The sequence below is a fragment of the Mameliella sp. AT18 genome (assembly GCF_028807275.1).
Classification (GTDB): Bacteria; Pseudomonadota; Alphaproteobacteria; order Rhodobacterales; family Rhodobacteraceae; genus Antarctobacter; species Antarctobacter albus.
Genome location: NZ_JARAMO010000291.1, coordinates 1 through 25,004, shown reverse-complemented (window position 1 = coordinate 25,004; position 25,004 = coordinate 1). Strand labels below are relative to the sequence as shown.

20 protein-coding genes are annotated in these 25,004 nt (G+C 64.5%); 9 read left to right on the top strand and 11 right to left on the bottom strand.

Going from position 1 to position 25,004, the window contains the following annotated elements:
- Window positions 1-11: 11 nt before the first annotated feature.
- The 5 genes from PVW46_RS23730 (at window position 12) to PVW46_RS23710 (ending at window position 6,119) form a co-directional block, all read left to right on the top strand.
- The gene (locus PVW46_RS23730) at window positions 12-173 is read left to right on the top strand and encodes a hypothetical protein (RefSeq protein ID WP_274577996.1); all 162 of its coding nucleotides are present in this window, start codon (window positions 12-14) and stop codon (window positions 171-173) included.
- Between the two features lie 70 nt (window positions 174-243).
- Window positions 244-2,352, top strand: coding sequence for a hydantoinase/oxoprolinase family protein (locus tag PVW46_RS23725; protein WP_274577994.1), 2,109 nt, complete (start codon window positions 244-246; stop codon window positions 2,350-2,352).
- Window positions 2,345-4,042, top strand: coding sequence for a hydantoinase B/oxoprolinase family protein (locus PVW46_RS23720; protein ID WP_069210071.1), 1,698 nt, complete (start codon window positions 2,345-2,347; stop codon window positions 4,040-4,042). Before PVW46_RS23725 ends, PVW46_RS23720 begins: the two co-directional genes overlap by 8 nt.
- The gene (locus tag PVW46_RS23715) at window positions 4,042-5,256 is read left to right on the top strand and encodes an NAD(P)/FAD-dependent oxidoreductase (RefSeq protein ID WP_069210072.1); all 1,215 of its coding nucleotides are present in this window, start codon (window positions 4,042-4,044) and stop codon (window positions 5,254-5,256) included. Before PVW46_RS23720 ends, PVW46_RS23715 begins: the two co-directional genes overlap by 1 nt.
- A 26-nt stretch (window positions 5,257-5,282) precedes the next feature.
- Window positions 5,283-6,119 (top strand): NAD-dependent epimerase/dehydratase family protein, encoded by an 837-nt coding sequence (locus tag PVW46_RS23710; protein WP_069210073.1) that lies wholly within the window; start codon window positions 5,283-5,285, stop codon window positions 6,117-6,119.
- A gap of 24 nt (window positions 6,120-6,143) precedes the next feature.
- Here the strand turns inward: PVW46_RS23710 and PVW46_RS23705 are convergent, their stop codons facing one another.
- A complete protein-coding gene (locus tag PVW46_RS23705; protein ID WP_069210074.1) occupies window positions 6,144-6,620 on the bottom strand; it encodes a MarR family winged helix-turn-helix transcriptional regulator in 477 nt (158 codons plus the stop codon).
- Window positions 6,621-6,912: 292 nt separating this feature from the next.
- Here PVW46_RS23705 and PVW46_RS23700 point away from each other — a divergent pair, with 292 nt between their 5' ends.
- From PVW46_RS23700 to PVW46_RS23690, 3 genes are all read left to right on the top strand, one after another.
- Window positions 6,913-8,508, top strand: coding sequence for an acyl-CoA dehydrogenase family protein (locus tag PVW46_RS23700; protein WP_069210075.1), 1,596 nt, complete (start codon window positions 6,913-6,915; stop codon window positions 8,506-8,508).
- Between the two features lie 181 nt (window positions 8,509-8,689).
- Window positions 8,690-9,994 carry an efflux RND transporter periplasmic adaptor subunit gene (locus PVW46_RS23695; RefSeq protein WP_069210076.1) on the top strand — a complete coding sequence of 435 codons (1,305 nt, stop codon included), beginning with the start codon at window positions 8,690-8,692 and terminating at the stop codon, window positions 9,992-9,994.
- Window positions 9,994-13,092: an efflux RND transporter permease subunit gene (locus PVW46_RS23690; protein ID WP_069210077.1), complete on the top strand. Its 3,099-nt coding sequence runs from the start codon at window positions 9,994-9,996 to the stop codon at window positions 13,090-13,092. The genes PVW46_RS23695 and PVW46_RS23690 overlap by 1 nt, the downstream gene beginning before the upstream one ends.
- A gap of 606 nt (window positions 13,093-13,698) precedes the next feature.
- On the opposite strand, the gene PVW46_RS23685 is transcribed toward PVW46_RS23690, so the two are convergent.
- The 10 genes from PVW46_RS23685 to PVW46_RS23640 all read right to left on the bottom strand — a co-directional run bounded on the left by PVW46_RS23685 (window position 13,699) and on the right by PVW46_RS23640 (window position 24,370).
- Entirely contained in the window at window positions 13,699-14,784 is a 1,086-nt protein-coding gene (locus tag PVW46_RS23685; RefSeq protein WP_043145714.1) for an ABC transporter ATP-binding protein, read from the bottom strand.
- A 3-nt stretch (window positions 14,785-14,787) separates the two neighbouring features.
- Complete coding sequence (locus PVW46_RS23680) at window positions 14,788-15,573, bottom strand: ABC transporter permease (protein ID WP_043145780.1); 786 nt, start codon at window positions 15,571-15,573, stop codon at window positions 14,788-14,790.
- A 14-nt stretch (window positions 15,574-15,587) separates the two neighbouring features.
- Window positions 15,588-16,574: an ABC transporter permease gene (locus PVW46_RS23675; protein ID WP_043145713.1), complete on the bottom strand. Its 987-nt coding sequence runs from the start codon at window positions 16,572-16,574 to the stop codon at window positions 15,588-15,590.
- A gap of 75 nt (window positions 16,575-16,649) precedes the next feature.
- Window positions 16,650-17,759, bottom strand: a complete 1,110-nt coding sequence (locus tag PVW46_RS23670) for an ABC transporter substrate-binding protein (RefSeq protein WP_043145712.1) — start codon at window positions 17,757-17,759, stop codon at window positions 16,650-16,652.
- A 50-nt stretch (window positions 17,760-17,809) separates the two neighbouring features.
- On the bottom strand, window positions 17,810-18,910 hold the full coding sequence (locus PVW46_RS23665; RefSeq protein WP_043145777.1) for an NAD/NADP octopine/nopaline dehydrogenase family protein: 1,101 nt from the start codon (window positions 18,908-18,910) through the stop codon (window positions 17,810-17,812).
- Between the two features lie 85 nt (window positions 18,911-18,995).
- Window positions 18,996-19,586, bottom strand: a complete 591-nt coding sequence (locus PVW46_RS23660) for a peroxidase-related enzyme (RefSeq protein ID WP_069210079.1) — start codon at window positions 19,584-19,586, stop codon at window positions 18,996-18,998.
- Complete coding sequence (locus PVW46_RS23655; protein ID WP_043145708.1) at window positions 19,583-20,062, bottom strand: hypothetical protein; 480 nt, start codon at window positions 20,060-20,062, stop codon at window positions 19,583-19,585. Before PVW46_RS23655 ends, PVW46_RS23660 begins: the two co-directional genes overlap by 4 nt.
- Window positions 20,062-21,528, bottom strand: coding sequence for an NAD(P)-binding domain-containing protein (locus PVW46_RS23650; protein WP_069210080.1), 1,467 nt, complete (start codon window positions 21,526-21,528; stop codon window positions 20,062-20,064). The genes PVW46_RS23655 and PVW46_RS23650 overlap by 1 nt, the downstream gene beginning before the upstream one ends.
- A 38-nt stretch (window positions 21,529-21,566) precedes the next feature.
- Window positions 21,567-22,913 carry an MFS transporter gene (locus tag PVW46_RS23645; RefSeq protein ID WP_069210081.1) on the bottom strand — a complete coding sequence of 449 codons (1,347 nt, stop codon included), beginning with the start codon at window positions 22,911-22,913 and terminating at the stop codon, window positions 21,567-21,569.
- The gene (locus tag PVW46_RS23640; RefSeq protein ID WP_069210110.1) at window positions 22,910-24,370 is read right to left on the bottom strand and encodes an aminotransferase class V-fold PLP-dependent enzyme; all 1,461 of its coding nucleotides are present in this window, start codon (window positions 24,368-24,370) and stop codon (window positions 22,910-22,912) included. Before PVW46_RS23640 ends, PVW46_RS23645 begins: the two co-directional genes overlap by 4 nt.
- Window positions 24,371-24,471: 101 nt before the next feature.
- Here PVW46_RS23640 and PVW46_RS23635 point away from each other — a divergent pair, with 101 nt between their 5' ends.
- The gene (locus PVW46_RS23635) at window positions 24,472-24,942 is read left to right on the top strand and encodes an Lrp/AsnC family transcriptional regulator (protein ID WP_069210082.1); all 471 of its coding nucleotides are present in this window, start codon (window positions 24,472-24,474) and stop codon (window positions 24,940-24,942) included.
- Window positions 24,943-25,004: the final 62 nt, after the last annotated feature.

Below are 25,004 nucleotides of genomic sequence, written 5' to 3'. Positions count from 1 at the left end.
CCGGGCGGCTGGTGCCGCTGCGTTACCTCTGGGTGCCGGACCCACTGCGATTTCGCGCACGCTACGACGCGGGGCTGGCGCCGTCCTATGTCGTCCGGGCGGCGGAACTGGTGCAAGAGGTGGCCCGGGCGCATCTGGCGGCGGCCGAGGATCAGGAAAAGCGATCCTCTTGATCCGATCAAATAATTGGATTGCATTGCGGTGGCTCGCTAGGCTTCCCGGTATCGCTGACAGGAGCCTTTCATGCCCGAACCGCTTTACCGCCTTGGCGTCGACATCGGCGGCACCTTTACCGACGTGGTGCTGGAAGGACCGGAGGGACTGACCTCAACCAAGGTGCTGACCACCTACGCCGCTCCGGAAGAGGCCATTGTCGAGGGGCTGCACCGGGTCTGTGACCTGGCGGGCGTGGAGCCCGGGCGGATTTCACAGGTGATCCACGGCACGACGCTGGCCACAAATGCCCTGATCGAACGGCGGGGCGCGAAAACCGCGTTGGTCACGACCGAGGGCTTTCGCGACGTGATCGAAATGCGCACCGAAAGCCGGTTCGAGCAATACGACCTGAACCTCGTGCTGCCCGAGCCTCTCCTGCCCCGCAACCGGCGATACACGCTGCGCGAACGCATGGACGCGGATGGCGGCGTGCTGATCCCGCTGGACCGGGCCGAGGTCGAGGCGTTGGCCGGCAGGCTGCGCGCGGGGGGCTATGACGGTGTCGCCGTGGGCCTTTTGCACGCCTACGCCAACGACGCGCATGAACGCATGGCGGCGGAGATACTGGCCGAAAAGCTGCCCGGCGTGGATGTCTCGCTCTCCTCCGAGGTCTCGCCGCAGATGCGCGAGTATGAGCGTTTCAACACCACCATCGCCAATGCCTATATCCGCCCGCTGATGGCGTCCTACCTTGGCCGCCTGAAGGACCGGCTGGCGCATGAGGGCGCCGATTGCCCGGTATTCCTGATGCATTCGGGGGGCGGCATCCTCTCGCTGGAGATGGCGGCGAGATTCCCGGTGCGGCTGGTGGAAAGCGGCCCCGCCGGCGGCGCGATCTTTGCCGCCGAGATCGCGGCACGGCACGGGCTGGACAAGGTGTTGAGTTTCGACATGGGCGGGACGACGGCCAAGATCTGCCTAATCCGCGACATGGCACCCAAGACGGCGCGGGTTTTCGAGGTGGCGCGCAGTTACCGGTTCAAGAAGGGGTCCGGGATGCCAATCTCGATCCCGGTGATCGACATGGTCGAAATCGGCGCCGGCGGCGGGTCGCTGGCCTCGGTGGATGCGATGAACCAGATCCGCGTCGGCCCGGAAAGCGCCGGGTCCGAACCCGGCCCGGCCTGTTACGGGCGCGACGGGACGCGGCCCGCCGTGACCGATGCGGACCTTGTCCTGGGCAAGCTGGACCCTGCGAATTTCGCCGGGGGGGCCATCGCGCTGCACCCGGACCGCGCAGAGGCGGCGCTACAGACAGAGATCGGCGAAACGCTGGAGATGGACGCGCTGGAGGCCGCCTATGGGCTGGCTGAGGTGGTGGACGAGAACATGGCCAATGCCGCCCGCGTGCACGCGGTGGAAAACGGCGAGGACCTGAGCCGCTACACGATGATCGCCTTTGGCGGCGCGGCCCCACTGCATGCTGCGCGGCTGTGTGAGAAACTGGGGGTTTCGCGTTGCCTTGTGCCGCAAGGCGCGGGCGTCGGTTCTGCCATCGGGTTCCTGCGGGCGCCGTTCAGTTTCGAGGCCAACCGCTCGGTCTTTACCCGGATGCGCGACTTCGATTCCGAGACGGTCAAGGCGCTGTTCGCGGAACTGCGCGAGGAGGCGGAAAGCTTCGTGCGCACCTGCGATGCCACGGCGCCCATCGAGGCCGAGGCCAAGGTCTTCATGCGCTATGCCGGTCAGGGTTGGGAAATCCCGGTGCCTGTTCCACCCAAGGACATGGCCGCACCGGATGCCGACCGCCTGCTGAGCCGGTTCGAGGCCGAATACACCGCCCTGTTCGGCCGCACGGTCGAGGGGCTGGAGGCGGAAATCACGGTCTGGTCGGTCAATGCCTTCACCACCCGGCCCGCCGCCCGGCGCGTCCCGGCGCCCACGCGCGGCGCGCGGGTGACGGGCGAGGCCAGCCGCCCGCTCTTTGATCCGGCGCGGGGCGAGCGCCTGACGGCGCAGGTGCTGCCGCGCGCCGATCTGCCCGCAGGGGCGCTTGTCACCGGACCCGCGTTGATCACAGAGGACGAGACCACCGTCGTCGTCCCCGCCAGCCGCGAGGTCATCGCACTGCCAGATGGCACATTGGACGTGTACCTGCCGCAGCCCGCAGACCAGAAGGACGCCGCCCATGTCTGAACCGTCGAAAGTCGCCTACCAGGTGATGTGGACCCGCCTGATCTCTGTCGTCGAGGAACAGGCGCAGGCGCTGGTGCGCACCGCCTTTTCCCCCTCCGTGCGCGAGGCGGGGGACCTGTCGGCAGGGGTCTACGATGCCGAAGGTCAGATGCTGGCGCAGGCGGTCACCGGCACGCCGGGCCATGTCAACGCGATGGCCGATGCGGTGGGCCATTTCATCCGCCGCATCGGGCGACAGGCGATGTTTCCCGGCGACGTCTACCTGACCAACGACCCTTGGGAAGGCACCGGCCACAAGCATGACATCACCGTGGTCACGCCGGTCTTTCGCGACGAGGTGCTGATCGGGTTTTTCGCCTGCACCGCGCATGTGACCGACATCGGCGGGCGCGGCTTTGGCGCAGATGCCAATGACGTGCACGAGGAAGGGCTGTACCTGCCGATCATGAAATTCGCCGAACGGGGCAAGGTCGACCGCACGCTGTTGCAGATCATCCGGGGCAACGTGCGCGAACCCGACCAGCTGGTTGGCGACATTCACGCGCTGGCCACCTGCAACGAGATCGGGCAGCGGCGCCTGCTGGAGATGATGGAGGAATTCGCGCTTACGGACCTTGCAGGCGTTTCCGGGTTCATCCTCACCAACTCGCGCAAGGCCACGCTGGAGCGGATCAATGCGCTGACACCCGGCACCGCCGAGGGGCACATGAGGATCGACGGCTATGCCACGCCGATCGACCTGCATGTGCGCCTGAGCATCGAAGCCGACCGCATCCTGTGTGACTGGACCGGGACCAGCGGTGTCGATCCCAAGGGCATCAACGTACCGATGGTCTATACCAAGGCCTATGCCTGCTACGCGCTGAAATGCGCCATCGCGCCGGAAATCCCGAACAATGCCGCCTCTCTGGCGCCCTTCGAGGTGACGGCACCGGAGGGGAGCATCGTCAACGCCCCCTTCCCCGCGCCCGTCGCCCTGCGCCATGTCATCGGCCACATGGTGCCCGACACGGTCTATGACGCATTGGACAAGCTCTTGCCCGACACCGTGCCCGCCGAGGGCGCGGGATGCCTGTGCAACTTCATGCTGTCGCTGCGGCCCGCGCCCGGGGCCACGAATGCCCGGCGGGCCGAAGTGCTGACCTTCAACTCCGGCGGGTCGGGCGCGCGGCCCGGGCTGGACGGGATGAGCGCAACGGCCTTCCCCTCGGGCGTGATGACCATGCCGGTCGAGGCCACCGAACAGGCCGGGCCGGTGATCGTCTGGCGCAAGGAGCTGCGGCCGGACAGCGGCGGCGCGGGTCGGTATCGCGGCGGGCTGGGCCAGTTCATGGTGGTCGGTGCGCGCGAGGGCCATGTCTTTGACTTTTCCGCCATGCTGGACCGGGTCGATCACCCGGCGCGCGGGCGTCGTGGCGGCGAGAGCGGCGGCGCGACGGTGATTGCCCGGTCGGACGGGACCGCGATGCGCGGCAAGGGGCGGCAAAGTGTGCCCGAAGGGCAGCGCGTGGAGATGGAATTCCCCGGCGGGGGCGGCTATGGCACACCGTCGATGCGCGATCCGGCGCAGGTCCGCCGTGACCTTGCGCTGGGCTACATCACGTCCGACCACGCGGCCACGCATTACGGCATGACAGCCGAAGAGGCCGCGCAGATCCTGAAACGCGCCCAAGACGGAGAGGTCTTTTGATGGCAGCCCCCGGTTTCTCTCCCACGCCCACGAAAACCACCTATGACGTGGTCATCATCGGTGGTGCGATCATGGGATCGGCCACTGCATGGTTCCTGTCGGACAACCCCGATTTCAACGGGTCGGTGCTGGTGGTGGAACGTGACCCCAGCTATGCGCAATGCTCGACCGCGCATACCAACTCTAGCATCCGGCAGCAGTTTTCCGACCCCCTGAACATCCGCATTTCGCAGTTCACGGCCCGCTTCATCAAGGAGCTGCCGGAGCGGATGAACGACAGCCGCGTGCCCCGGCTGGACGTGCAGAATTATGGCTATCTCTACCTCGCCGACACCCCGGGCTTTGCCGAGGTCCTGCGCCGCAACGCCGAGGTGCAGCGGGCCGAGGGGGCGGGCACCGAGATCCTGAACCGGGACGAGATCGCCGCGCGCTACCCCTTCTACCAGCTCGATGATATCATCGCCGGGTCGATCAACACCCGCGACGAGGGCTATTGGGACGGCGGCACTCTCTTCGACTGGTTCAGGCGCTCGGCCCGGGACCGGGGCGTTGAATATGTCGCGAACGAGGTCACGTCCCTGACCCGCGAGGGCGGGCGCATTACCCATATGACCCTGGCCAGCGGCGAGCATATCGCCTGTGGCCATGTGGTGAACGCCTCCGGCCCCCGTGCGGCGCGCACCGCGGCAATGGCAGGGATCAAGCTGCCGGTGGAACCACGCAAACGCTTTACCTGGGTCTTTTCCGCCGAAACGCCGCTGGACCGCGAGTTGCCCCTGACCATCGACCCTTCGGGTGTACACGTCCGGCAGGATGGTCCGACGACCTACCTGGCCGGGGCCGCGCCCGAGGAGGATCTGGCCGTCGAACCGGGTGATTTCGTGATGGATCATGCCCGCTGGCAGGATCACGTCTGGCCGATCCTGGCCACGCGCATCCCCGCCTTCGAGGCGATCCGTGTCGTGACCGAATGGGCGGGCCACTACGCCTATAACACGCTGGATCAGAACGCCATCCTGGGACCGCACCCGGAGATCGGGAACTTCCTGTTCCAGAACGGGTTTTCGGGCCACGGGCTCCAGCAGAGCCCGGCGATGGGGCGAGGTCTCGCGGAGTGGCTGACCTATGGCGAGTACCGCAGCCTCGACCTGACGCCCTTCAGCTTTGACCGCATCACCAAAGGCCACCCGATGATCGAACGCGCCGTGATCTGACGCACGGCAGAAGGAAAGGACACGCCATGAAGAAACTCGTTTTGACCGGCGCCGCGGGGCGGCTGGGGTCTTACCTGCGCGAGCCGCTGTCGATGATGGCCGACGAACTGGTATCGACGGACATCGCCGAGGGTATCGGCACGCTCTATCCTGGGGAACGCTATGTTCAGGCCGACCTTGCCGACCTGAACGCCATGTCGGAGGTGATCGAAGGGGCGGACATGGTAGTGCATTTCGGCGCCATCGGGGATGAGGCGCCGTTCGAAGAGATCCTTGGCCCCAACATCGTCGGCGCCTACAACGTCTGGGAGGCAGCGCACCGGCACGGCGTGCGGCGCGTGGTCTACGCCAGCTCGATCCACGCGGTCGGCATGTACCCCCGGCAAGAGCGCATCGGCACCGATGTGCCGCACCGTCCCGACACCTTTTACGGCCTCGCCAAATGTTTCGCCGAGGACCTGGCACGCATGTACTGGGAAAAACGCGGGGTCGAGGCGGTTTGCCTGCGCATCCTTTCCTGCGCGCAGGTGACAGGGGCCCGGGCGCTGGGGACCTGGCTCAGCTACGGCGACCTGATCCAGCTGGTGGCTCGGGCGATCGACACGCCGACGACGGGGTTCACGGTAGTCTATGGCGTGTCGGACAACGACCGCTGCCCGGTGGACAATTCGGCGGCGCGCTACCTTGGATATGCGCCAAAGGACAATGCTGAACAGTTTGCCGCGCAGATCCTGGCCGCCGAAGGGCCGGGTGATCCGCGCGATCCTGCGCAGATGTGCCACGGCGGGCCATTCGCGGCGGTCGACCTTGGACAGAGCGGCCAAGCGCAAATGAACATCGTACACGACCGCAAGGAGACCTGAGCGGCCATTGCACGGCGCCGCGGGTCAGCCGCTGGCGCCGTTGCGGATGTTCAGCATCTTGCGCAGCAGGCGCTTCAGCTCGGCGGTTTCGGTCAGGGACAGTCCGGCGGCGCCACCGGCCTCGTGCTCGGCCAGAATCGGCGCCAGCACCGCGACCCGCGCCTCGCCGGCCTCTGTCAGCCACAGTTCCATCGCGCGCTTGTCGTCCTCGGGAACGCGGCGCAGGATCAGGCCCTCGTCCTCCATCTGGCGCACCATCTTGGTCATGTGCGCCCGCTTGATGCTGAGCGCCTTGGCCAGCATTCCCTGGCGGATGCCCGGGTTCTCGTGCAGGACCATCAGGACCGTCAACTCGCCGGGGCGGATGTCCTCCGCCTCGAAAGAACGAAAGAAGCCGGCAAAACTCTTCAACTGGCCCAGGCGCAGCAGAAAGCCCAGCGCCTCGGACAGCGGGCCATACTGTACCTTGCCTTCGGAACGGTCCTTGCGGGGATCATCCACGGCAATGGCCTCCGGTGTCCTGCCCGGAACGGACTCTTGTCCTCTCAGCACCAATGGCCATGCAGATCCCCCCATGTTTCGCTGTTTGCGATATCGTTATTGTTTCCCAGTAGACAATTTTTTCGATTCGAGTCAACATCGCGCCCGTCAGACAGGGGGGTTCCCCCGGCCGTGCAGGAGGAGACATGGCCCATTTCCCGAGGCATGCGCGCCGATGCAGCGGCGCAGACAGTGCCATCCAGGGCGCGTTCACGCGCCGCGCCGACGCTCCTCCCGTCGAGAAGGTGACCCGATGACCCCAGAATTGCTAGCACAGATCCTTGCCCGCACCCCAGGTTGGGCAGAGCAGGCCGCGCCTGCCGGGCTGGACGATACCGCCGTGGCCCAGATCCTGGGCGAGACCTTCAAGCTGGCCGAGGAAACCCTGGCTCCGCTGGCCTCCACGGCGGACGAGGCAGGCTGCCGGGTCGAGGGCGGGCGCGTGCGCACGCCCGAGGGGTATGGCGCCGCCTACCGCGCCCTTGGCGAAGGTGGCTGGCTGGCCGCCGACCTGCCCGAGGACCTGGGCGGCATGGGCCTGCCGCTGGCGCTGCATGTTGCCGCCGCCCTGCCGATGGAAGGCGCCGCCCTGCCCTTCATGATGCTGCCCGGCTCCAGCCGGGCGGCGGCTTTCTGTCTTGCGGCCAACGCGCCCGACCTGGCCGCGGAATGGTGCCCGAAACTGGCCGAGGGCACATGGGCCGCGACCATCTGTATTTCCGAACCGGATGCCGGGTCGGACGTGGGCCGTATCCGCACGCGGGCCGAGACGGATGGCGATGGCTGGCGCATCTCTGGCACCAAGTGCTGGATCAGCTTCGGCGATCAGGACATGACCGACCGTATCGGCCACCTGCTTCTGGCCCGCACCGGCGCGCCAGAGGACGGCACCCGCGGGCTGTCTCTTTTCCTTGTGCCCAATGTGACCGACGCGGGGGCCGCGAACGGCATCCACGTCGAACGCATCGAGGAAAAGCTGGGCCTGCACGGCTCGCCAACCTGCGTGCTGCGTTTTGACGGGGCCGAGGGCGTGATGATCGGCGCGCCGGGGCGCGGGCTGCCGGCGCTGTTTCACATGATCGAGCGGATGCGCCTGCAGGTCGGCACCCAGGGGGCCGGCGTCGCCGCCACCTGCGCGCGCCTTGCCCGCAGCTATGCCGAGGACCGTCGCCAGGGCGGCGCCCCCTCTGCCCCACCCGTCGCGCTGACCGCGCACGCCGACATCCAGCGCATGCTGCTGACGCTGGACGCCCGCGCGATGCTGCTTGCGGCGCTGGTGCTGGAAACGGCAACGGTGCTGGACATGGCAAAGGAGGGCGACGAAAGTGCCGCCGCGCTGGCGCCTTTCCTGCTGCCCTTGGCCAAGACCTTTGGCGGCGAGATGGGACAGGAAAGCGCCAGCGACACGATCCAGGTGCTGGGCGGCGCCGGTTATACCCGCGAATGGCCCGCCGAGCGCTATTTCCGGGATGTCCGGATCACCACGATCTACGAGGGCACCACGGGCATGCAGGCGCAGGACCTGGTCCTGCGGCGTCTGCTCAAGGACGACGCGGCGCTCATGGCCTTCCTCGACCGCGCCAAGACCACGCCGGGCAGCGCGGATCTGACCGGGCGCTTTGCGGCGCTGGTCACCCGCCTGCGCGAGGCCGCGCCCGAGGCCCGGCTTTATGCCGCCGACGCGGTTCTGCGCGCCACCTGGGTTGCGCAAAGCGCGGTGCTTGCCGAACGCCTGAAGGGCATCAGCACAGAAAGCGACCGCGCCCTGGATCTTTGGCTGGCACAGGGATCGGCCCGCATGGCGATGGCGGAATCGGGTGTCGACTGGGCACTGACACAGTCCGCCTGAGGGATTTCCACGATGCCGGTCGCAGACCTCGTGGCCGGCATTGACTCCCTTCGCCAGAGGCATTCAAACTTGGGCATGTGTTTATTGTCGCAGTGACCCTGTCGGCTGTTCCCAGCGGCAGGCATCCGTGACTGATAGGCCCGGACCGATTGCCGTCCGTGCCGCTCATGAGGATTGTGCCATGTCAGCCTTGATCAAGGGCATCGCCCGCAGCCTTGCCGTTGCCATTCCCGTCGCGCTGGGTGCGTTGACCGTGGCCTATTCCGAAGACCTCAAGACGGCGCCCGCCGCCAAGGAGGTGAAACGTCCGCCAACAGCCGTGCGCGTGATGACGATGGCCCCGGTCGAGATCGTACCCAGGGTCAGCGGTTACGGCACCGTCACACCGGCACGGGAATGGCGCGCCGTGGCACGCGTCGAGGGCGAGGTGGTCGAAAAGACCGAAGGTTTGGCAAACGGCGGCGTCATCGCAGGCGGCACGGTGTTGCTGCGTCTGGACGACGCCGAACTGCAACTGTCCCTGGCCCAGATTGATACACAGCTGGCCGCGCTGGACGTCAAGGACCAGACCCTGACTGCAAGCCTGGAGATCGCGACCGCCGATCTTGAGCTCAGCCGGACGGAACTGGCCCGGCAGGAAACGCTGGCGGATCAGGGCGTGGCGACACAGGTGCGGCTGGACAGCGCCCGACGCGCCGAACTGGGCGCGCGGGCCAAGGTGGTGGAGGTCGAGAACCAGCTGGCGCTGAACGCGGCGGAGCGAGAGGTTCTGAAGGCACAGCGCGCCACGGTGGCCCGGTCGCTGGATTTCACCAAGATCGCAGCCCCTTACGACATCCGCATCGCCGAGGTTGCAGCGGAACTGGGACAGGTGGTGACGCGCAACCAAACGCTTGTCACTGCCGAAGGGATCGAGGCGGCAGAGGTTGCCGCCCAATTCTCGATCGGGCGGATCGGGCCGATCCTGCGGATGATGGGGGACGGCGCCACGGTTCATGACCTCAAAGCCCGCGTGCGCCTGCCCGCCCCGGGTCACCTGGTGACATGGGATGCAAAGGTCGACCGCGTCGGAGAGGCATTGGACCCGCGCACCCAGAGTACGGCCATCGTCGTCCGGATCGAAGACCCCTACGGCCAGGCCGAGGCAGGCAAACGCCCGCCCCTGCGCCGCAACACATTTGTCGAGGTGATCCTGATGGCGCCGAAACGCCAGGCGCTGGTGGCGCCGCTGGACGCGGTGCGCGGCGGACAGGCGCTGGTGGTCAGCGCCGAAGGCACGCTGGAGAAACGCGCGGTGACGGTTGGCTTCGCCATCGGTGACATCGCCGTGGTCAGCGATGGCCTGGCCGAGGGCGACAAGCTGGTGGTGACGGACCCCAGCATCGCGGTTCCGGGCATGGCCGTCAAAGCGGTGGAAGACAAGCAGCTCTTGGCGCAGATCACCGCCGCCGCAGGCGGCCAGGGCAAGCCGAAGGGCAACAAGTGATGATCCGCCTCTTTGCCCTGCATCCGACCGCCGCCAACATCCTGATGCTGGCGCTGGCGGTCCTTGGACTTGCCGCCCTGCCGACGCTGCAACGCGACACCTTTCCGCTGACCCCGCCCAGCCAGGTCGAAATCCGCATCGCCTATCCCGGCGCCTCGCCCGCCGAGGTGGAAACCGGCATCTGCCAGGTGGCCGAGGACCCGCTGCGCGTGGTGGACAACCTGGTGGAACTGTCCTGCCTGTCGCGGGACAACATGGCAATCATCACCGCCGAGATGGTCGAAGGCGCGGACATGACCCGCTTTCACAATGACCTCAAGGCGGCGGTCGACGGGATCGGCACCTTTCCCGACCGGGCAGAGGATCCGGTGACGCGGGTGGTCGAACGGGTGGCCTCTGTCGCCTCGATCGCCGTGACAGGCCCCGAGGACCCGCACGTCCTGCTGGCCTATGCCGACATGCTGGCCGAACGGCTGCGCGCCGATCCTGCCATTTCCCAGGTCGAGATCGCCGGGTTTTCCGACCGCGAGATCGTCATCGAACTGGATGCGGCAGCCCTGCAGCGCCACGGGTTGCGCATCTCCGACCTGAGCCCCCTCCTGACCCGCAACAGCCTGGACATGCCAGCAGGCACGCTGGAGGGTCGCCAGGGCGATGCGGTGATCCGGTTCCTGGGCGAAAGGCGCAGCATCGGCGAATTTGCCCGGCTGCCGCTCACCAGTTCGGCCAACGGTGCCGAGATCACGCTGGGCGAAGTGGCCGAAATCTCGCTGGTGTTCAGCGACCCGGCGCAGGCCGCCTATTACAACGGCGAGCGCGCCGCCATCGTGCAGGTGAACAAGAGCGCCTCGCAGGATGCGCTGCGGGTCAAGGCGGCACTGGACCGGATCATGGCAGAGGCCCAGGCCGAGGCGCCGGGCAACATCGCGCTGGCGATTTCGCAGGACAGCACGATGAACATCCGCGACCGGCTGCGCATCATCGCCGAAAACGGCATCCAAGGGCTGCTGCTTGTGCTGGTGGTGATGTGGCTGTTCTTTGGCTTCCGGTTCTCGTTCTGGGTGGCGATGGGCCTGCCGGTGTCCTTCCTGGGCACGATCTTTGCGATGCAGCTTTTCGGGCTTACCATCAACATGATGACGATGGTGGCGCTGCTTGTGGCCATCGGCCTGCTGATGGACGATGCCATCGTGATCTCGGAAAATATCGTGCGGCGGCGCCAGGCGGGCGAAACCGCGATGCAGGCGACGGTGAACGGCGCCGTGCAGGTGGCCCCTGGGGTCGTCGCCTCGTTCCTGACCACGGTGATGATCGTCGGGCCGCTGGCCTTCATGCAGGGTCAGATCGGGGCGGTCCTTAAATACATCCCCATCGTGCTGGTGATGACTCTAATCGTCAGCCTGGTCGAGGCCTTCCTGATCCTGCCCAACCACATGCACCATTCGCTGTCGGGCGAGCTGCGGCCCAACCGGATCAGCCGCGCGGTCAATGGCGCCTTTGACTGGCTGCGTGATCGTCTCGTCGTGCCCCTGTCCGGCCTCAGCCTGCGCTACCGCTATTTCACGTTGGGTCTGGCCGCCTTCATGGTGCTCATTTCCGTCGCGCCCTACACCGGTGGCTTCATCAAATTCCAGAGCTTTCCCGCGTTGGAAAGCGACACGGTCGAGGCCCGTCTGCTGCTGGTCCAGGGTGCGCCGCTGGAGCGCACCGAACAGCGGGTGGCACGGGTCGTGGCGGCTCTGGACAAGATGAACGCGGACCTGTCGCCCGAACAACCTGGGGGCCAGCCGCTGGTGCAAAGTTACACGATCACCTACAGCGCCAATGCGGACACGCCGGAAACCGGCGCCCACATGGCCACCGTCAGTGCCAAGCTGCTGCCCGCCGGGGTCCGGACCACAGAAGTCACGCAGATCGTCGACAGCTGGAAGAAACTGGTGGGGCCGATGCCCGACATGGCCGCCTTTCGCATCACCGACAAGGAGCGCGGCGCCGGCGGCAAGCCCATCGACATCCGCCTGCAGGGCGACGACCTGGAGGCGCTGCGCGCCACCGCCCGCGAGATGCGCAGGTTCTTTCGCGAGTTCGAGGGCGTGCGCGACGTGACCTATGACCTGCAACCGGGCAAGACCGAGTATATCGTCACCCTGCGCCCCGCCGCTGCCTCTGCCCTCGGCGTCAGCGCGCAGGCTGTCGCGACAGAATTGCGCGCCGGGTTCCGGGGCGATTCCCCGCTGGAGGTCCGCGACGGGCTGGGCACGCTGGACATCGTGGCGCGGCTGTCGGACGAAAACCGGATGAGCCTGCAGGACATCCTGGACCTGCGCGTACCGGGCGCCGAGGGCGCGCTGGTGCCGCTGACGGCTGTCGCAGACGTGCGCACGGGACGGGGCTATGCCTCGATCAACCGGGTCGACGGGCAGCGCACCGTGGCCGTGCAAGGCGCCATCAACCCCGCCGTGGCCAACGCGCGCGAACTGATGGCCGCGCTGCGGGCCGACTATCTTCCGGGTCTGGCGGACAAGCGGCCCGGCGTCACCGTCACGATCCTGGGCGAGGCAAAGGATACGGCAACCACCGGCTCATCCCTGGCCCGGAACATGGTGATCGGGCTGATCGGGGTCTACCTGATCCTGTCTTTCCAGTTTCGCAGTTTCGTACAGCCCCTCGTCGTCGTGGTGGCGATCCCGCTCAGCCTGATCGGGGTGATGTGGGGGCATATGGCCCTGGGGCTGCAGATTTCGCTGCCCAGCCTCGTGGGGCTGGCGACACTGGCCGGGGTGGTGGTCAACGACTCGATCCTTCTGGTGACCTTCATGAAAGAGCGCGTCGCGGATGGCGCCGACATGCTGGCCGCGGGTCAGGCGGCCGTGCGCGACCGGTTTCGCGCGATTTTCCTGACCTCGCTGACAACGGTGGTGGGACTGGGGCCGCTGCTGTTCGAACAAAGCACGCAAGCGCAATTCCTGCGCCCCATCGTGGCCAGCCTCGCCTTTGGCCTGACCGGCGCGACATTGCTTGCACTCTTCGTCAGCCCGGCGGTCTTTGCCATCCTGCATGACCTGCGCCTGGTCCGGGCGGAAAAGGCCACGGATTGAAGGAAACAGGGCGCGGAAAAGGGGCACTTTTCCGCGTCATGCAACGGCTGCGAAGGATTGAAACGGAACGGCGAAGACGCTGCTGGAAAGCGGCGGGCGAACAGGCTCATTCCCGCCAATATCCGGCGAAATGTCTTGCTGATGCGGGGAAAGTGGCAGGCCGCAGGGGAATCCGACCCGCGCAAATGACCTGCGCCCCTGCTGACGCCTGATGTCACCCCGGCGATGTGAGAAGGACGGCGACCAGCATGGGCAAATGAACGGCAAGACCCTGACCGGGAAATCCGGTGGCGTCCAACCAGCCCGGACTCGCAAACTTGATCTGGCGCCGGTCCGCGCTTCACCTGACCGGCCCGCGGTATGGCACGGCCACACCACAAGGACTTGAAACATGACCGCACCCGAGAGGTCGAAAGTCCCGGCATCGAAGGCTGCAGCCAAACAGGCACGCTGGCTCACTGACCGCATTGCGACCTGTTGCTTGCAGGTGCGAAACGGCGAAACCTCCCCGGAACGTTGACAGACGTCGGGGCGCTCCTGCCTCCGCCTCCGCGCGGGCGATGACCGGCCCGGTGTCCCGGGGCCGGTTTGCCACGCAACGCGCGCTTAGTCGTTCAACACCGCCATGTGGTCGGCCTCCCAGCCGATCCAGATGGGATCACTGCCGACCGATTGACCGGTTTCCGCATCCACGTAGGCCTTGAGGATAGGTTCGTCCTTGTCCCCGACGGCGATCTGCATCGCCATGCGCGAGCCAAGGAAGGTTTTTCCAACGACACGCCCTTGCACCGCATTTGCGGTTTGCGGGCGGTCGGCATGAAACCCGAGCTTCTCAAGCCGGACCGACGCGGTAATCGGTTTGCCCTCGGCGGGGATGCCGGCGGGCGCCTTGCCTTTGAGGGCCGTTCCTTCCCAATCCATGACAACCTTGTCGCCTTCCGTGCCGCGCATCCAGCCCGACAGAAGGTTCGTCTCTCCGATGAATTCAGCCACGAAGCGGCTGGCGGGGCGGAAATACAACTCTTCCGGTGTTCCGTCCTGTTCTACGCGGCCTTTGTTCATGACGACGATCCGGTCTGACATGGTCAACGCCTCTTCCTGGTCGTGGGTGACGAAGAAGAAGGTCTTGTTGGTGCGGCGCTGGATCGATTTCAGTTCCTGCTGAACCTGGCCGCGCAGCTTGGCGTCAAGCGCGCCCAGCGGTTCGTCAAGCAACAGGAGTGCCGGATCGGGCGCCAAGGCCCGCGCCAGCGCCACACGCTGTCGTTGACCGCCGGACAACTGCACCGGGTAGCGGCCAGCATAGCTGTCCAGTTCGAGGAAGGCCATGATCTCTTGCAGGCGGCGCTTGATGTCCGCCTTGCCCATCCCCTTCAGCTCCAGTCCAAACGAAATGTTCTGTGCCACCGTCATGTGCGGGAACAACGCATAGTCCTGAAACACCATGTTTACGTGACGTTTCTCCGGTGGCTGGTTGGTGACGTCCTCACCGTCGAGGATCACTCGGCCGTGGGTCGGGCGCTCGAAGCCACCGAGGATGCGCAGCGTCGTTGACTTGCCACAGCCCGACGGGCCGAGGAAGGTGACGAACTCCCCCTGCGCGATATCCAGCGTCAGGTTGTCCAGCGCGACGGTTTCGCCGAAATGCTTGGACAGGCCCTCGATGCGGACAAGAGGTTTCTGGTCGGTCATGGCTCAGGATTCCTTGTTCATACGGCGGGTGAAGCGTTCGGCCCAGACGCCGATCACGGCGGTCAGGATCAGCGCGACGGTCGCAATGGCATTGATTTCCGGGCTCATGCCCGAACGCAGCTTGGCAAAGATCAGCACCGGCAATGTCGGCTCGTACCCGCCCAGGAAGAAGGAGCGGACGAAATCATCAAACGACAGCAACAGGCAGAAGATTGATGCGCCGAGGATGGCAGGCACCAGGTAGGGCAGCGTGATACGCGCAAAGGCGATAAGCGGATCGGCGCCAAGGTCGCGGGCGGCTTCGATCTGGCTCTTGGGCAGGGTCGACAGGCGCGCCATGACCACCAGAACCACGAATGGCACGTTGTGGACCGCGTGCGCCCAGACGATGGCGCCCATGCCGGGTTCAATTCCCAGGTAGCGGGCATATATCCGAAAGGCGATGGCCGAGATGATGCCCGGCACCAGCGCCGGCAGCACGGTCAGGCCAAAAGTCACACCGCGCCCGGTGAATTTGCGCCCTTCGAGCAGCACCGCGATCCAGGTGCCCACGATGACGGAGATCAGCGTCGACAACACCGCAATGGCCACCGAGTAACCGAAGGTCGATAGCACCTCGGCATCGGCAAAGACACCGGTGTACCATTCGAGTGTCCATGACCGGATCGGGAAGCCGATGAACTTGGAGTCCTTGAAACCCATCAGCACCATCAGGATAAGCGGCACGAAGACATAGAGCACAAAGGCCCAGTAGACGCAGCTCAGGAAGATGCGGTTGCCGCGGAACAGTTCGACACGGTCGTTCATTTCTTCTCTCCCTTGCGAAGGGCATTCATCAGTTTCTGGAACACCGTGGTGATGATCAGCGCCGCCATGAACATGATCGTGGCAAAGGCCGCGCCAGTGGGCCACTCATCCCCTGCCACATGGAAAAAGCCCGCGATGGTTTCCGCAAAAACCGTGGTCGACGGCCCGCCCAGAAGAACAGGCGTGGCGTAGAACCCGGTCGATATCAGGAAGACCAGTGTACAGCCCGAGGAGATCCCCTCGATCGTCAACGGCAGCGACACGCGGCGGAACCTGGTCCAGGCGCCGGCGCCAAGATCGGCGGCTGCCTCGTTCATGCTTTTCGGCAGTTTCTCCAGCGCCGAATAGAGCGGCAGCAGCATGTAGAGCGCGGTCAGGTAGACGATGCCGACACCCATTGAAAAGCTGGTGTACATGAAAGGGATCGGCCGGTCGATCAGCCCCAGTGTCTTCAGCGCCAGGTTCACGGCGCCGGTGTTGCCCAGCAGGATCATAATCGCGTAAGTGCGCACGATCTCGCCCACCCAGAACGGGATCAGCAGGAGCAACAGGAACAGCATCTGGTTCTTGCGGCTGACGTGCCGGGCCAGAAAGTAGGCCACCGGGTAGGTGATGATCAGCGTACAGAAGGTAAAGACCCCGGCAAAGATCAGTGTCCGGAAAAACGGCATCCAAAAGATGCTGTCACCGAAGAAGCGGGCATAGTTTTCCAGCGTGAAATGCTGTTCCACTCCGGGCGCAACCGGGTAGGCATCGGTCAGCGACACGCGCAACATCTGCAGCATCGGGCCGAGGTGCTGGGTCAGGATCCATAGGATCGGAAAGGCGGCGAGGACAACAAACTGCCGGCGGGGCGAGGCCGTCGCCAGACGCATCATCGCGTGGTACGGCCCCCAAGAGGCCAAACGGCCCCAGAATGTCCGGTCCGAGGTCTCTTCTGCCATGGCTCGCCCGTCCTGTTGCGCGGATGCGTCATACGTCATGAGGTCGTCTTTCGGAAGGTCAGGGCCCCTGCCCCGCGATCATCGCAGGGCAGGAACAGGTTTCGGTTTGGCCGATCAGGCCGCCTTGATGGCCTCGACGGCCGGGTCGACCAGCCCGTATTTCATCTCGTTCGCCTCGGCGCGGAAGAACTGCAGGTTGGCCAGCTGCTCGTCCGGGAAGGAAGTCGACTTCTTCTCGAGGTCGGTCAGGTAGTTCGACGCGTCCTTGTAGGTCGAGATGAAGCCCGAGGCCTTGGTCATCGCCGCGCCGATTTCGGGCGACGACAGGATGGCATCGAGGAAGGTATAGGCATTGTCCGCGTTGGGCGCGTTGTTGGCGATGTTGTAGGTATAGACAAAGCCGTAGGACCCTTCGCGCGGGATCGCCATGCCCAGCGGGAAGCCGTCATTGATCAGCGCCGCGGCAGGACCGTTCCAGGAATGGCCCAGCACGATGTCCTGGTTGACCATCATCTGCTGGAACTCGGCGCCGCCGTCGTAGTACTTGCGCACCAGCGGCTTCTTCTCGATCAGGAACTGCTTGGCCTCCTCGACGATCTCGGCGGCCTTGTCCGGGTCGTCGAGATAGGCGACCATGTTGCCGTCATAGCCTTTCATCAGCATGACGATCGACATCATGTCCTGGATGATATAGGCGGTCTGGCCCTTGTATTTCTCGCTGAACAGCGTGTCCCAGGTCAGGGCCTCTTCCTCGCTGACGATCTCCGAGTTGTAGGACAGGACCTCCATCCCCGAGAGGATCGGCGCCCCCCATTTGTTGCCGTTGATCGTGGACCAGTCGGATTCCGAGAAGGTCGGGTTGATCTTGTTCCAGTTGGTCAGACGGTCGGTGTCCAGCGGCGCCAGAAGTTCGCTGTCGATGAACTGCAGGAAGCGGTGGCCGGCGACGGTCATGATGTCGACAGTCGGGTTCGGTTGTTCCGCGGCCAGCAGGTTGAACTGTTTGCCCTGGTCGTCCACGAGACGGACGTTGACCTTGATCCCGGTCTCGGCCTCGAACTGTTCCTTGAAGGCCTCGGGCACGAAGTTGTTGTAGGTCCAGATGTTCACCTCGCCGCCCGATTGAGCGGAGGCGCGGCGCAGGTAGGCGGGCGAAGCCAAGGCCGCGCCGGTGGCGGCAGCCGTGCCCAGAAAGCGGCGACGGTTGAGGATCAGCTTGGTCATTATTGGTCTCCTTGTTGGTCCAGTGGTTTTTTGGTTACTCGTTACAGGTCTCAGGCGGCGTTTTCGGGCTGCCGCAGCAGTCCGGTTTTCGCTGCACGTTTCAGATCGTCAAGGCTGTAGCTGTCCAGATCAAGCGCCTTGAGGATCTCGTTTTCCGCCTCGAAATCCCGCCCGTACATGGCCGAGAAGATGCGGATGCCCGCCTCGTGCAGCGGCGCAGGGTGCCCGGTCAGCCGACCGAGCGCGGCGGTCAGCACCAGCCCGTAGGGCACGTCTTCGGTGACATAGCGGCTGTCGGCTGTCGCCGGCCCGGTTCCGCCATTGCCCTGCGCATGCATCTGCTGGTTCATCTCGGAAATCGAGGCGACGGGGACATGGAACGACAGGTGGAAATGCTCGAAGATCGTCTTGACCTCCAGCCCCAGTGCCTTGGCGATCTCAAGCCGTTCGAGATCGAGGTCCTCCAGCAGGCGGCCCACGGTCGGCGTGACGTTTTGGCCCTGCGACCAGTTCTCGCCGCGCTCCATCCGGGTGATGTTGCCCAGCGCGATGCCCATATGGTTCTGAGGGTTCAGGTTCGACAGCGAGATCGCCAGCAACCCGTCGCGCGGTTGGAACCGGTCACCGAACAGCTCCTTGCAAAGTGCCAGGGCCTCGTCCGAGCGGTCCCCGGGCACGGTGCAGAGGTCCACCTTGCTGCGCACGGTGTTGACCTTGACCTCGGCCCCCGACTGGCGCCGCCCGGTGCAGATCGTGGTGCCCCAGGCGGTGATCGGTACGGAAATTCCGCGATCCGCAAGCAACTGCATCAGGTAGACAGCCCCAAGCGAGGCATGGGAGGAGATGATGACCTGGTGGTGCGGCTCGATATGCGGGGCCAAAGCGTCCAGCACGGTTTTGTGGCCGTAGCCCGGCAGGGCAATGATCAGCACGTCGTTCTCGCGCGCCAGCGTCGCCGCAGTGTCGGCGATCCGCGGGGTCAGCGAGGTCTCGACCGCGCCGGTCGCCGTCAGCGGAGCACCCTTGGCCAGATCGGCCGTACCAGCCCCCGAAGGGGACCACAGCATCGGGTCATGTCCCGCCTCGTGCAGCACCGCTGCCGTTCCGAAGGCGATCGCCCCCGCGCCTGCCAAACCTACTTTCTTGCTCACATCCACACCTTCATCGCTTGCGGTCTTTCGCCCCCACATTACACCTACTTAACGGAATGTCATCCGCTATCTGGGAATTCATGGATTATTTTCCGGAATCTTCGAGCCGCACAGGGTCACCAAGCACATGCATCAGCCTGTTTGCCCAGCCGAACAAAGAGGCCGAAAGGATCAGATCCAGCACCTCCGCCTCGTCCAGCCCGGCCTCCTTCAGCGCCTGCATGTGTTCCGGCCCGGCCTGAGACGGGCATTCCGACAGCGCCACGGCAAAGTCGAAAATGGCCCGGTCGCGCGTATCCAGTTCCGCATTCGCGCCATCGCGGAACAGCTTGTCCGTCACTTCGGTCGATTTCTCGATCTGGGCGTGGCGCATGGCGTGGACGGCGGCACAATAGATACAGTGGTTGACCATCGAGGCCCCAAGCGCACCCAGTTCCCGCTCGGATCGGCTCATACCGCCCTTGTCGTACATGATCGCGTTGAAAAGGGGCGAACGCACCTTCAGGCTTTCGACATCATGCGCCAAAGTCAGAACGTACTCCGACACCTTGGTGTTCGAAGGTGTCACCTTGAGCGCATCCAGTTGTTCGGCGGAGGCTTCCTGAAGGTCAACGGGCTTAACGCGCGGCTGCCAATGGGGCACGTTGCGGGTGAATTTCGTGATTACCTTGGTCATGCCGACATCCCTTTCATCAGGCGCAGCCCGGCGATGACCCGGATCTGGTAGGCGAGAAAGGCATTCAGCTCGGCAAGACGGACGATATCGGCATCCGCCACGCCCGCAGATTGCAACGCCAGGATATCGTTGCCCGCGACCCGGCGGGTGTCGGCGGCCACCTTGTCCATGAACCCGACAACCTCGGCCAGGCCCTGCGCGGCCCCGTCTTCGGTGGGCTGGACCAGGGCGGCGAAATCACCGGCGTCGGCGGCGTAGCGCGCCGCAAGCTCGGCTTCATCGTTGAGATTGGCGATCCTCGCGGCCAGCGCAGCACGCAAGCTATGGCTCCACGGTCCGGCATCCTTCGGACGCAGCACGGCCTCTTCTGCGGCCTGTGTCATCTCGAAGATGTTGGCGCGCCCCTCGACGGCGGCCTGTACAGCCGTGCCCACCCCGATATCTGCGCTGTTCAATGCGGTCGTATCCAATGCCATCAGGCCACTTTCCCTTTCTTTTCGTCACAGGCCAGTTCGGTCGGCGTCCATTCGCTGCCATCCAGTTCCGGCTTGTCGTAGTCCAGCATTGCCTGCCAGTGTTCCGCCACGTCCTCGGAGTATAGCTGCCCGGCCACTGCCCGCGTCAGCCACCCTGCCCCTTCCGAAATGCCCGGAATGTCACCACTCACTTTCCCGAGGCTGGCAGATGCCCCGTAGTTGAAGCAGTAGACGTTCGACAGCCAAGGTGCCGTACCCGGCACTTTCTCGCGAAAGGTGAAATCCTCGTTCAAGTAGGGAAAGCGCCCCAGGTCACGCGATTGTTCGTCCTCGGGTGGGGTATAGACATCCTGCCACAGGAGGATGTTCCCTGCCGCGTCGCCAAATTCGGTCCGCGACAGCGGGTCGATGGTAAAGCCGGTGCCAAGGATCACGAAATCCGCCTCGTAGGAGGAGCCGTCGGCAAAGCCGACCTGCACCGCACCGTTCTTTTCCACGGTCGACTGAACCGCCTTTCCGAAATGGAAAAAGGCGTTGGGATGGCGGCTGACCCGGTTTGTCGATCCATGCGGGGGCGGCGTCTGGGTGGCAAAGGAATACTGCATGAAGCGCCAGCGCCACTCGTCCGGCAGGCTGGCGTATCCGGCGGTAAAGCCGAAACTCCCGATGCCCATCATCTTGTTGATGGTCGGCATTTCCTTGCGGCGGATCAGGTGGCGAACCTCGGCGGCCCCATGTTCCAGCGCCTCGGCGGCATTGTCCACCGCCGAGGCCCCGACACCGACCACGGCCACACGTTTGCCCTTGAGCGCGTCAAAGTCGATTTCATCCGCGCTATGCGCCCAGTACTTGGACTCCAGGTTCTTTACGAAACCGGGAATGTTCGGCTGTCCGGTCCCGTCGCGCCCAGTTGCAAAAATCAATTTACGGCAAAGGATCGAGCCTTCCGACGCACCGGACAAATGCAGCCGCAGAAGATCCCCCTCGGGTTCGACGAGGTCGACCGACACACCGTTTTCCGTCGGGATGTCCAGGACTTTCCGATACCACTTGAGATAGTCCATCCACATCGGGCGGGGGATCTTGTCCAGCGCCTCCCAATCCTCGGTCCCGAACTGCGCACGATACCATGCCTGAAAGGTCAGTGCGCCGTGCCCATAGGCCGGGCCGGTCAGCTCTTTCGGCGACCGCAAGGTTTCCATCCGCGCATAGGTGAGCCACGGACCTTCCAGCCCTTCGGGCGAACGATCCAGCACCCGCATGTTGTGGATGCCGCCGGTCTTCAGCGCTGTCCAGGCCACCATGCCGCACATACCACCGCCGATGATGACGACATCAGTCACACCTTCGCGTGCCGGCACCCAGTCCTTGCCAGGCCAGCAGAGGAATTTCAGATCCTCGTGCAAGCGCGCCTCAAGAGCCTCCAGGCCTTGGCCATCAATCGGGGAAGAGGTGTCATGTGTCATTACGTTTTTTTCCTGTAGCTCTAGTCCGCTCGTCCGGGTCAGGCCGGCGTGGAGCCGGACCAATTCGGATGCAGATCGTCTATGTGATAGGCGTGGGCGTGACGATGCCGGGGGCCCTGGCTCGGCGCCTCGCGGAAATGCGGGTGACCCTCGGGCAGTTCCGGATGCTCATGCAGGCGTTCGATCGGATCTGTCGCCGGCCAGACCCGGACGCCAAGAACCGCGGTACCGACGGTCAGCCCGGACAGGATCAGCAGGGCCGGTTCGAGTCCGGCCAACGCAGCCAACTGTCCGGCCAGCGGATAGGCCAGCAACCATCCCGCATGCGAGAGCGAGAACTGCGCGGCGAATACTGCAGGTCGATCCGCCGCACCTGCCGAGCGCGCAATAACCAACCCGCCCGGGGTCAGCACCAGTGAGGCAGCCAGTCCAAAGATCATCCATAGCGCCATGTAGCCCGCATAGCCCAACGGCAGGGCAATACCCAGCCCTGCAACCGCGTGCATCATGGCGCCCCCCAGCATGACACGCCGCTCGTCCGTGCTCTCGACAAGACGGGGAACGACAACGGCCCCAATGGCAGCGCCCAGCCCGTAGAAGGCCATCAGGATCGGGTATTGCCCTTCTGCATCCCCAAGCCGGACACCCGCAAGTACAACAGAGTTCACCAGCACCCAGGCCATGCTCAAGGAAAGGGCGAAGTTCAGCAGGAACAGTCCACGCAGGCGCGGCGTCTTGCGATAGATGCTCAGCCCCTTCATGGCGCGGCGCAGGAAAGGCCCCTTGCCCTGCCCTGTCCTGTCGGCCGGAAAGCGCGTGGCGAAAAGCGCTGCCACGGACCCCGTAAAGGCCAGCGCCGCCACCCAGAACAGGAACTCTGCCTCTATCAGTTGCAGCACCATGGCCGCAATGATCGGGCTGAGCACCGACTCCAGTGTGTATGCGATACGAGACCAGACGAGCGCCCGGCTATAAAGCTTTTCGTCGGGCAGGACGTCAGGGATCACCGATTGAAAAAGCGGCGTGAACCCCGAGGACACGGCAAAGAAGACCAGCGCGAGCAGCGCAATTTGCCAGGTCTGCGTTGCAAAGGCCATCGGCAGAAGCAAAAGCATCCGCCCGAGGTCCAGGCCGATCATCACGCGTTTGCGACGGCGTCCGGCAAAGAGCGCCTCTGCCAGTGGGGCGATGCCCACATAGGCCACCATCTTGACCGCCAACAAAAACCCGACGATCTGCCCCGCCGCCGCAACCCCGCCGATCCGATAGGCCGCCAGCGACATGGCCACGGTCATCAGCCCGATGGCAAGCAGAGAGAAGACCTGCGCGGCAAAAAGGGTCCGAAAGGACGGATTGGCGATTGGGCTGATCCGAGGTTGTGTCATGAGGCAAGGGGATCCTTCGAGGCGGTCACGGCATTGAACCGGGCTGTGCCGGTGTCGACGCGATAGTCCTTTACATAGTCTGGGGCGGTACGCGCCAGATTGTCCACCGCCTCGATAATCGAATTCACCTTGGTATCGGACATAAGTGCCGAAAGGTTAAGACGTACCCAGCCCGGTTTCGCTGTTTCTTCGCCACGTTCCAGCGCTTCGATGGTTGCGTCCGACTCACTTCGGCCCAACCCCAGCAACCTGTGACCATAGGGGCCGGCACAGGCACAACCGCCGCGGGCCTGGACGCCATACCTGTCGCTGAGCAACCGGGTAAAGAACTGGTGATGCACCAATCCCCCCTGCCCGTCGCGCACACGAAAGGAAAAGATCGGCAAGGCCTGAGCGTCAGGCTGTCCAAGCAATTCGATCCGATCATTCTGCGACCAGATATTCAGCGCCTTTTCCCGAAGCTCCGCCTGCCGCTTGTCCAGCCACTCCTGGCCCAGCGCCTCTTTTACCAGCAGGGCAAGCGCCGCGCGGATATCGCCGGTGACATTGGGGGTGCCGCCCTCTTCTCGCGCTGACAACGTGTTCGAATAGACGTGCCCCCAAGGCGATACGAAACTGACCGTGCCGCCGCCTGGAAGAGTCGGCGTTGCACGGCGGGCGATCCCGTCGCGAATTACCGCGACACCACTGGACCCGGGACCGCCGGGAAACTTGTGGGGCGAAAACACGATGGCATCCTTCTGCGCATCGGTGCCCGCCTTCATGTCCATCGCGCAATACGGTCCGGCACAGCCGTAGTCCCAGACCACGAACGCCCCGTGGGCGCGCAACAGCCGCGTCACCGCGTCGACGTCAGTGAGAATCCCCGTCACATTCGACGCTGCGGAAAAGGTTCCGACGATCAGCGCCGCATCTTCCGACGCCTTCAGCGCATGAGAGAGGTCTTCCATATCGACCCCGCCATTTGCGGCCTCAGCGATCTCGATCACCTCGGCCCCTGTCTCGCGCCAGGGCAAGATGTTGGAGTGATGTTCGTACGGCCCGGTCAGTACGACGACACGCTGACCTGCGGACACAAGCGAAGGCAGATCCAGCAGACCGACGATCCTGTTGATCCCGGCAGTGGACCCCGACCCGGTAAAGATCACGCTCATCCCGTCACCGGCGCCGGTCAGCCGTGCGATTTCACCCCGCGCGGCTTCTCTCAAACGGGTCATGTATTCGCCACAGAACGACGCCTGTGTGTGCGTGTTCGCATAATACGGCAGCACCCGGTCGCGGACGAAGTCTTCAACCTGTGTCAGCGCCCGCCCGGAGGCGACATAGTCCGCGTAGATCAGCGGGTGCACGCCGAACGGTCCTTCGATCTGTACGTCCTCGCCGATCAGCCCGGCGCGGATCCGGTCTCGAATGTCGGCGCCTTTCAATGCGGTTTTGAAGTCATCGAGCGGTGTCATATCTTCCTCAGCTGTTGAGGGCAGATTGTGACGCATGATCCGCAAAAATCTTCCCATAAATTCATCGTTGATTTCGATTTTTTGTGTCATATGATTGACACATGGCCCAGAAACCAGATCATTTTGACCACCTCATCCTTGAAGAACTCCAGCGCGACGCGGCTCAGTCACAACGGGCCCTGGCGGAAAAGGTCGGCCTGTCACAGAACGCGTGCTGGCGGCGCCTGAAGACGTTGGAGGCCTCCGGCGCCATTCGCGGCCGGACTGTGGTCATAGACCGCGAAAGGCTCGGCGCCGGGTTCGTGGTCTTTTCCCTCGTCAAGACACGACATCATTCAGCGGATTGGCTGCGCCAGTTCCGCAACCATGTCTCGGCCATCCCGGAGGTCATCGACTTCTTCCGTATCGGCGGCGAGTATGACTACCTGCTGAAGATCGTTGCCCGCGACATGGCCGGCTACGATGACGTCTACAAACGCCTGATCGAGAATATCGAGCTGGAAACCGTCACCTCCTTTTTCGCCATGGAAGCCATCGAGGAGCAACGCCCGATCCCCTTACGCCAGATGTGACCTGGTCCCCATTGAATCCGCGTTTATAAGTTAGCTCTGTTCAGGGTTTGGTCCTCTACCGA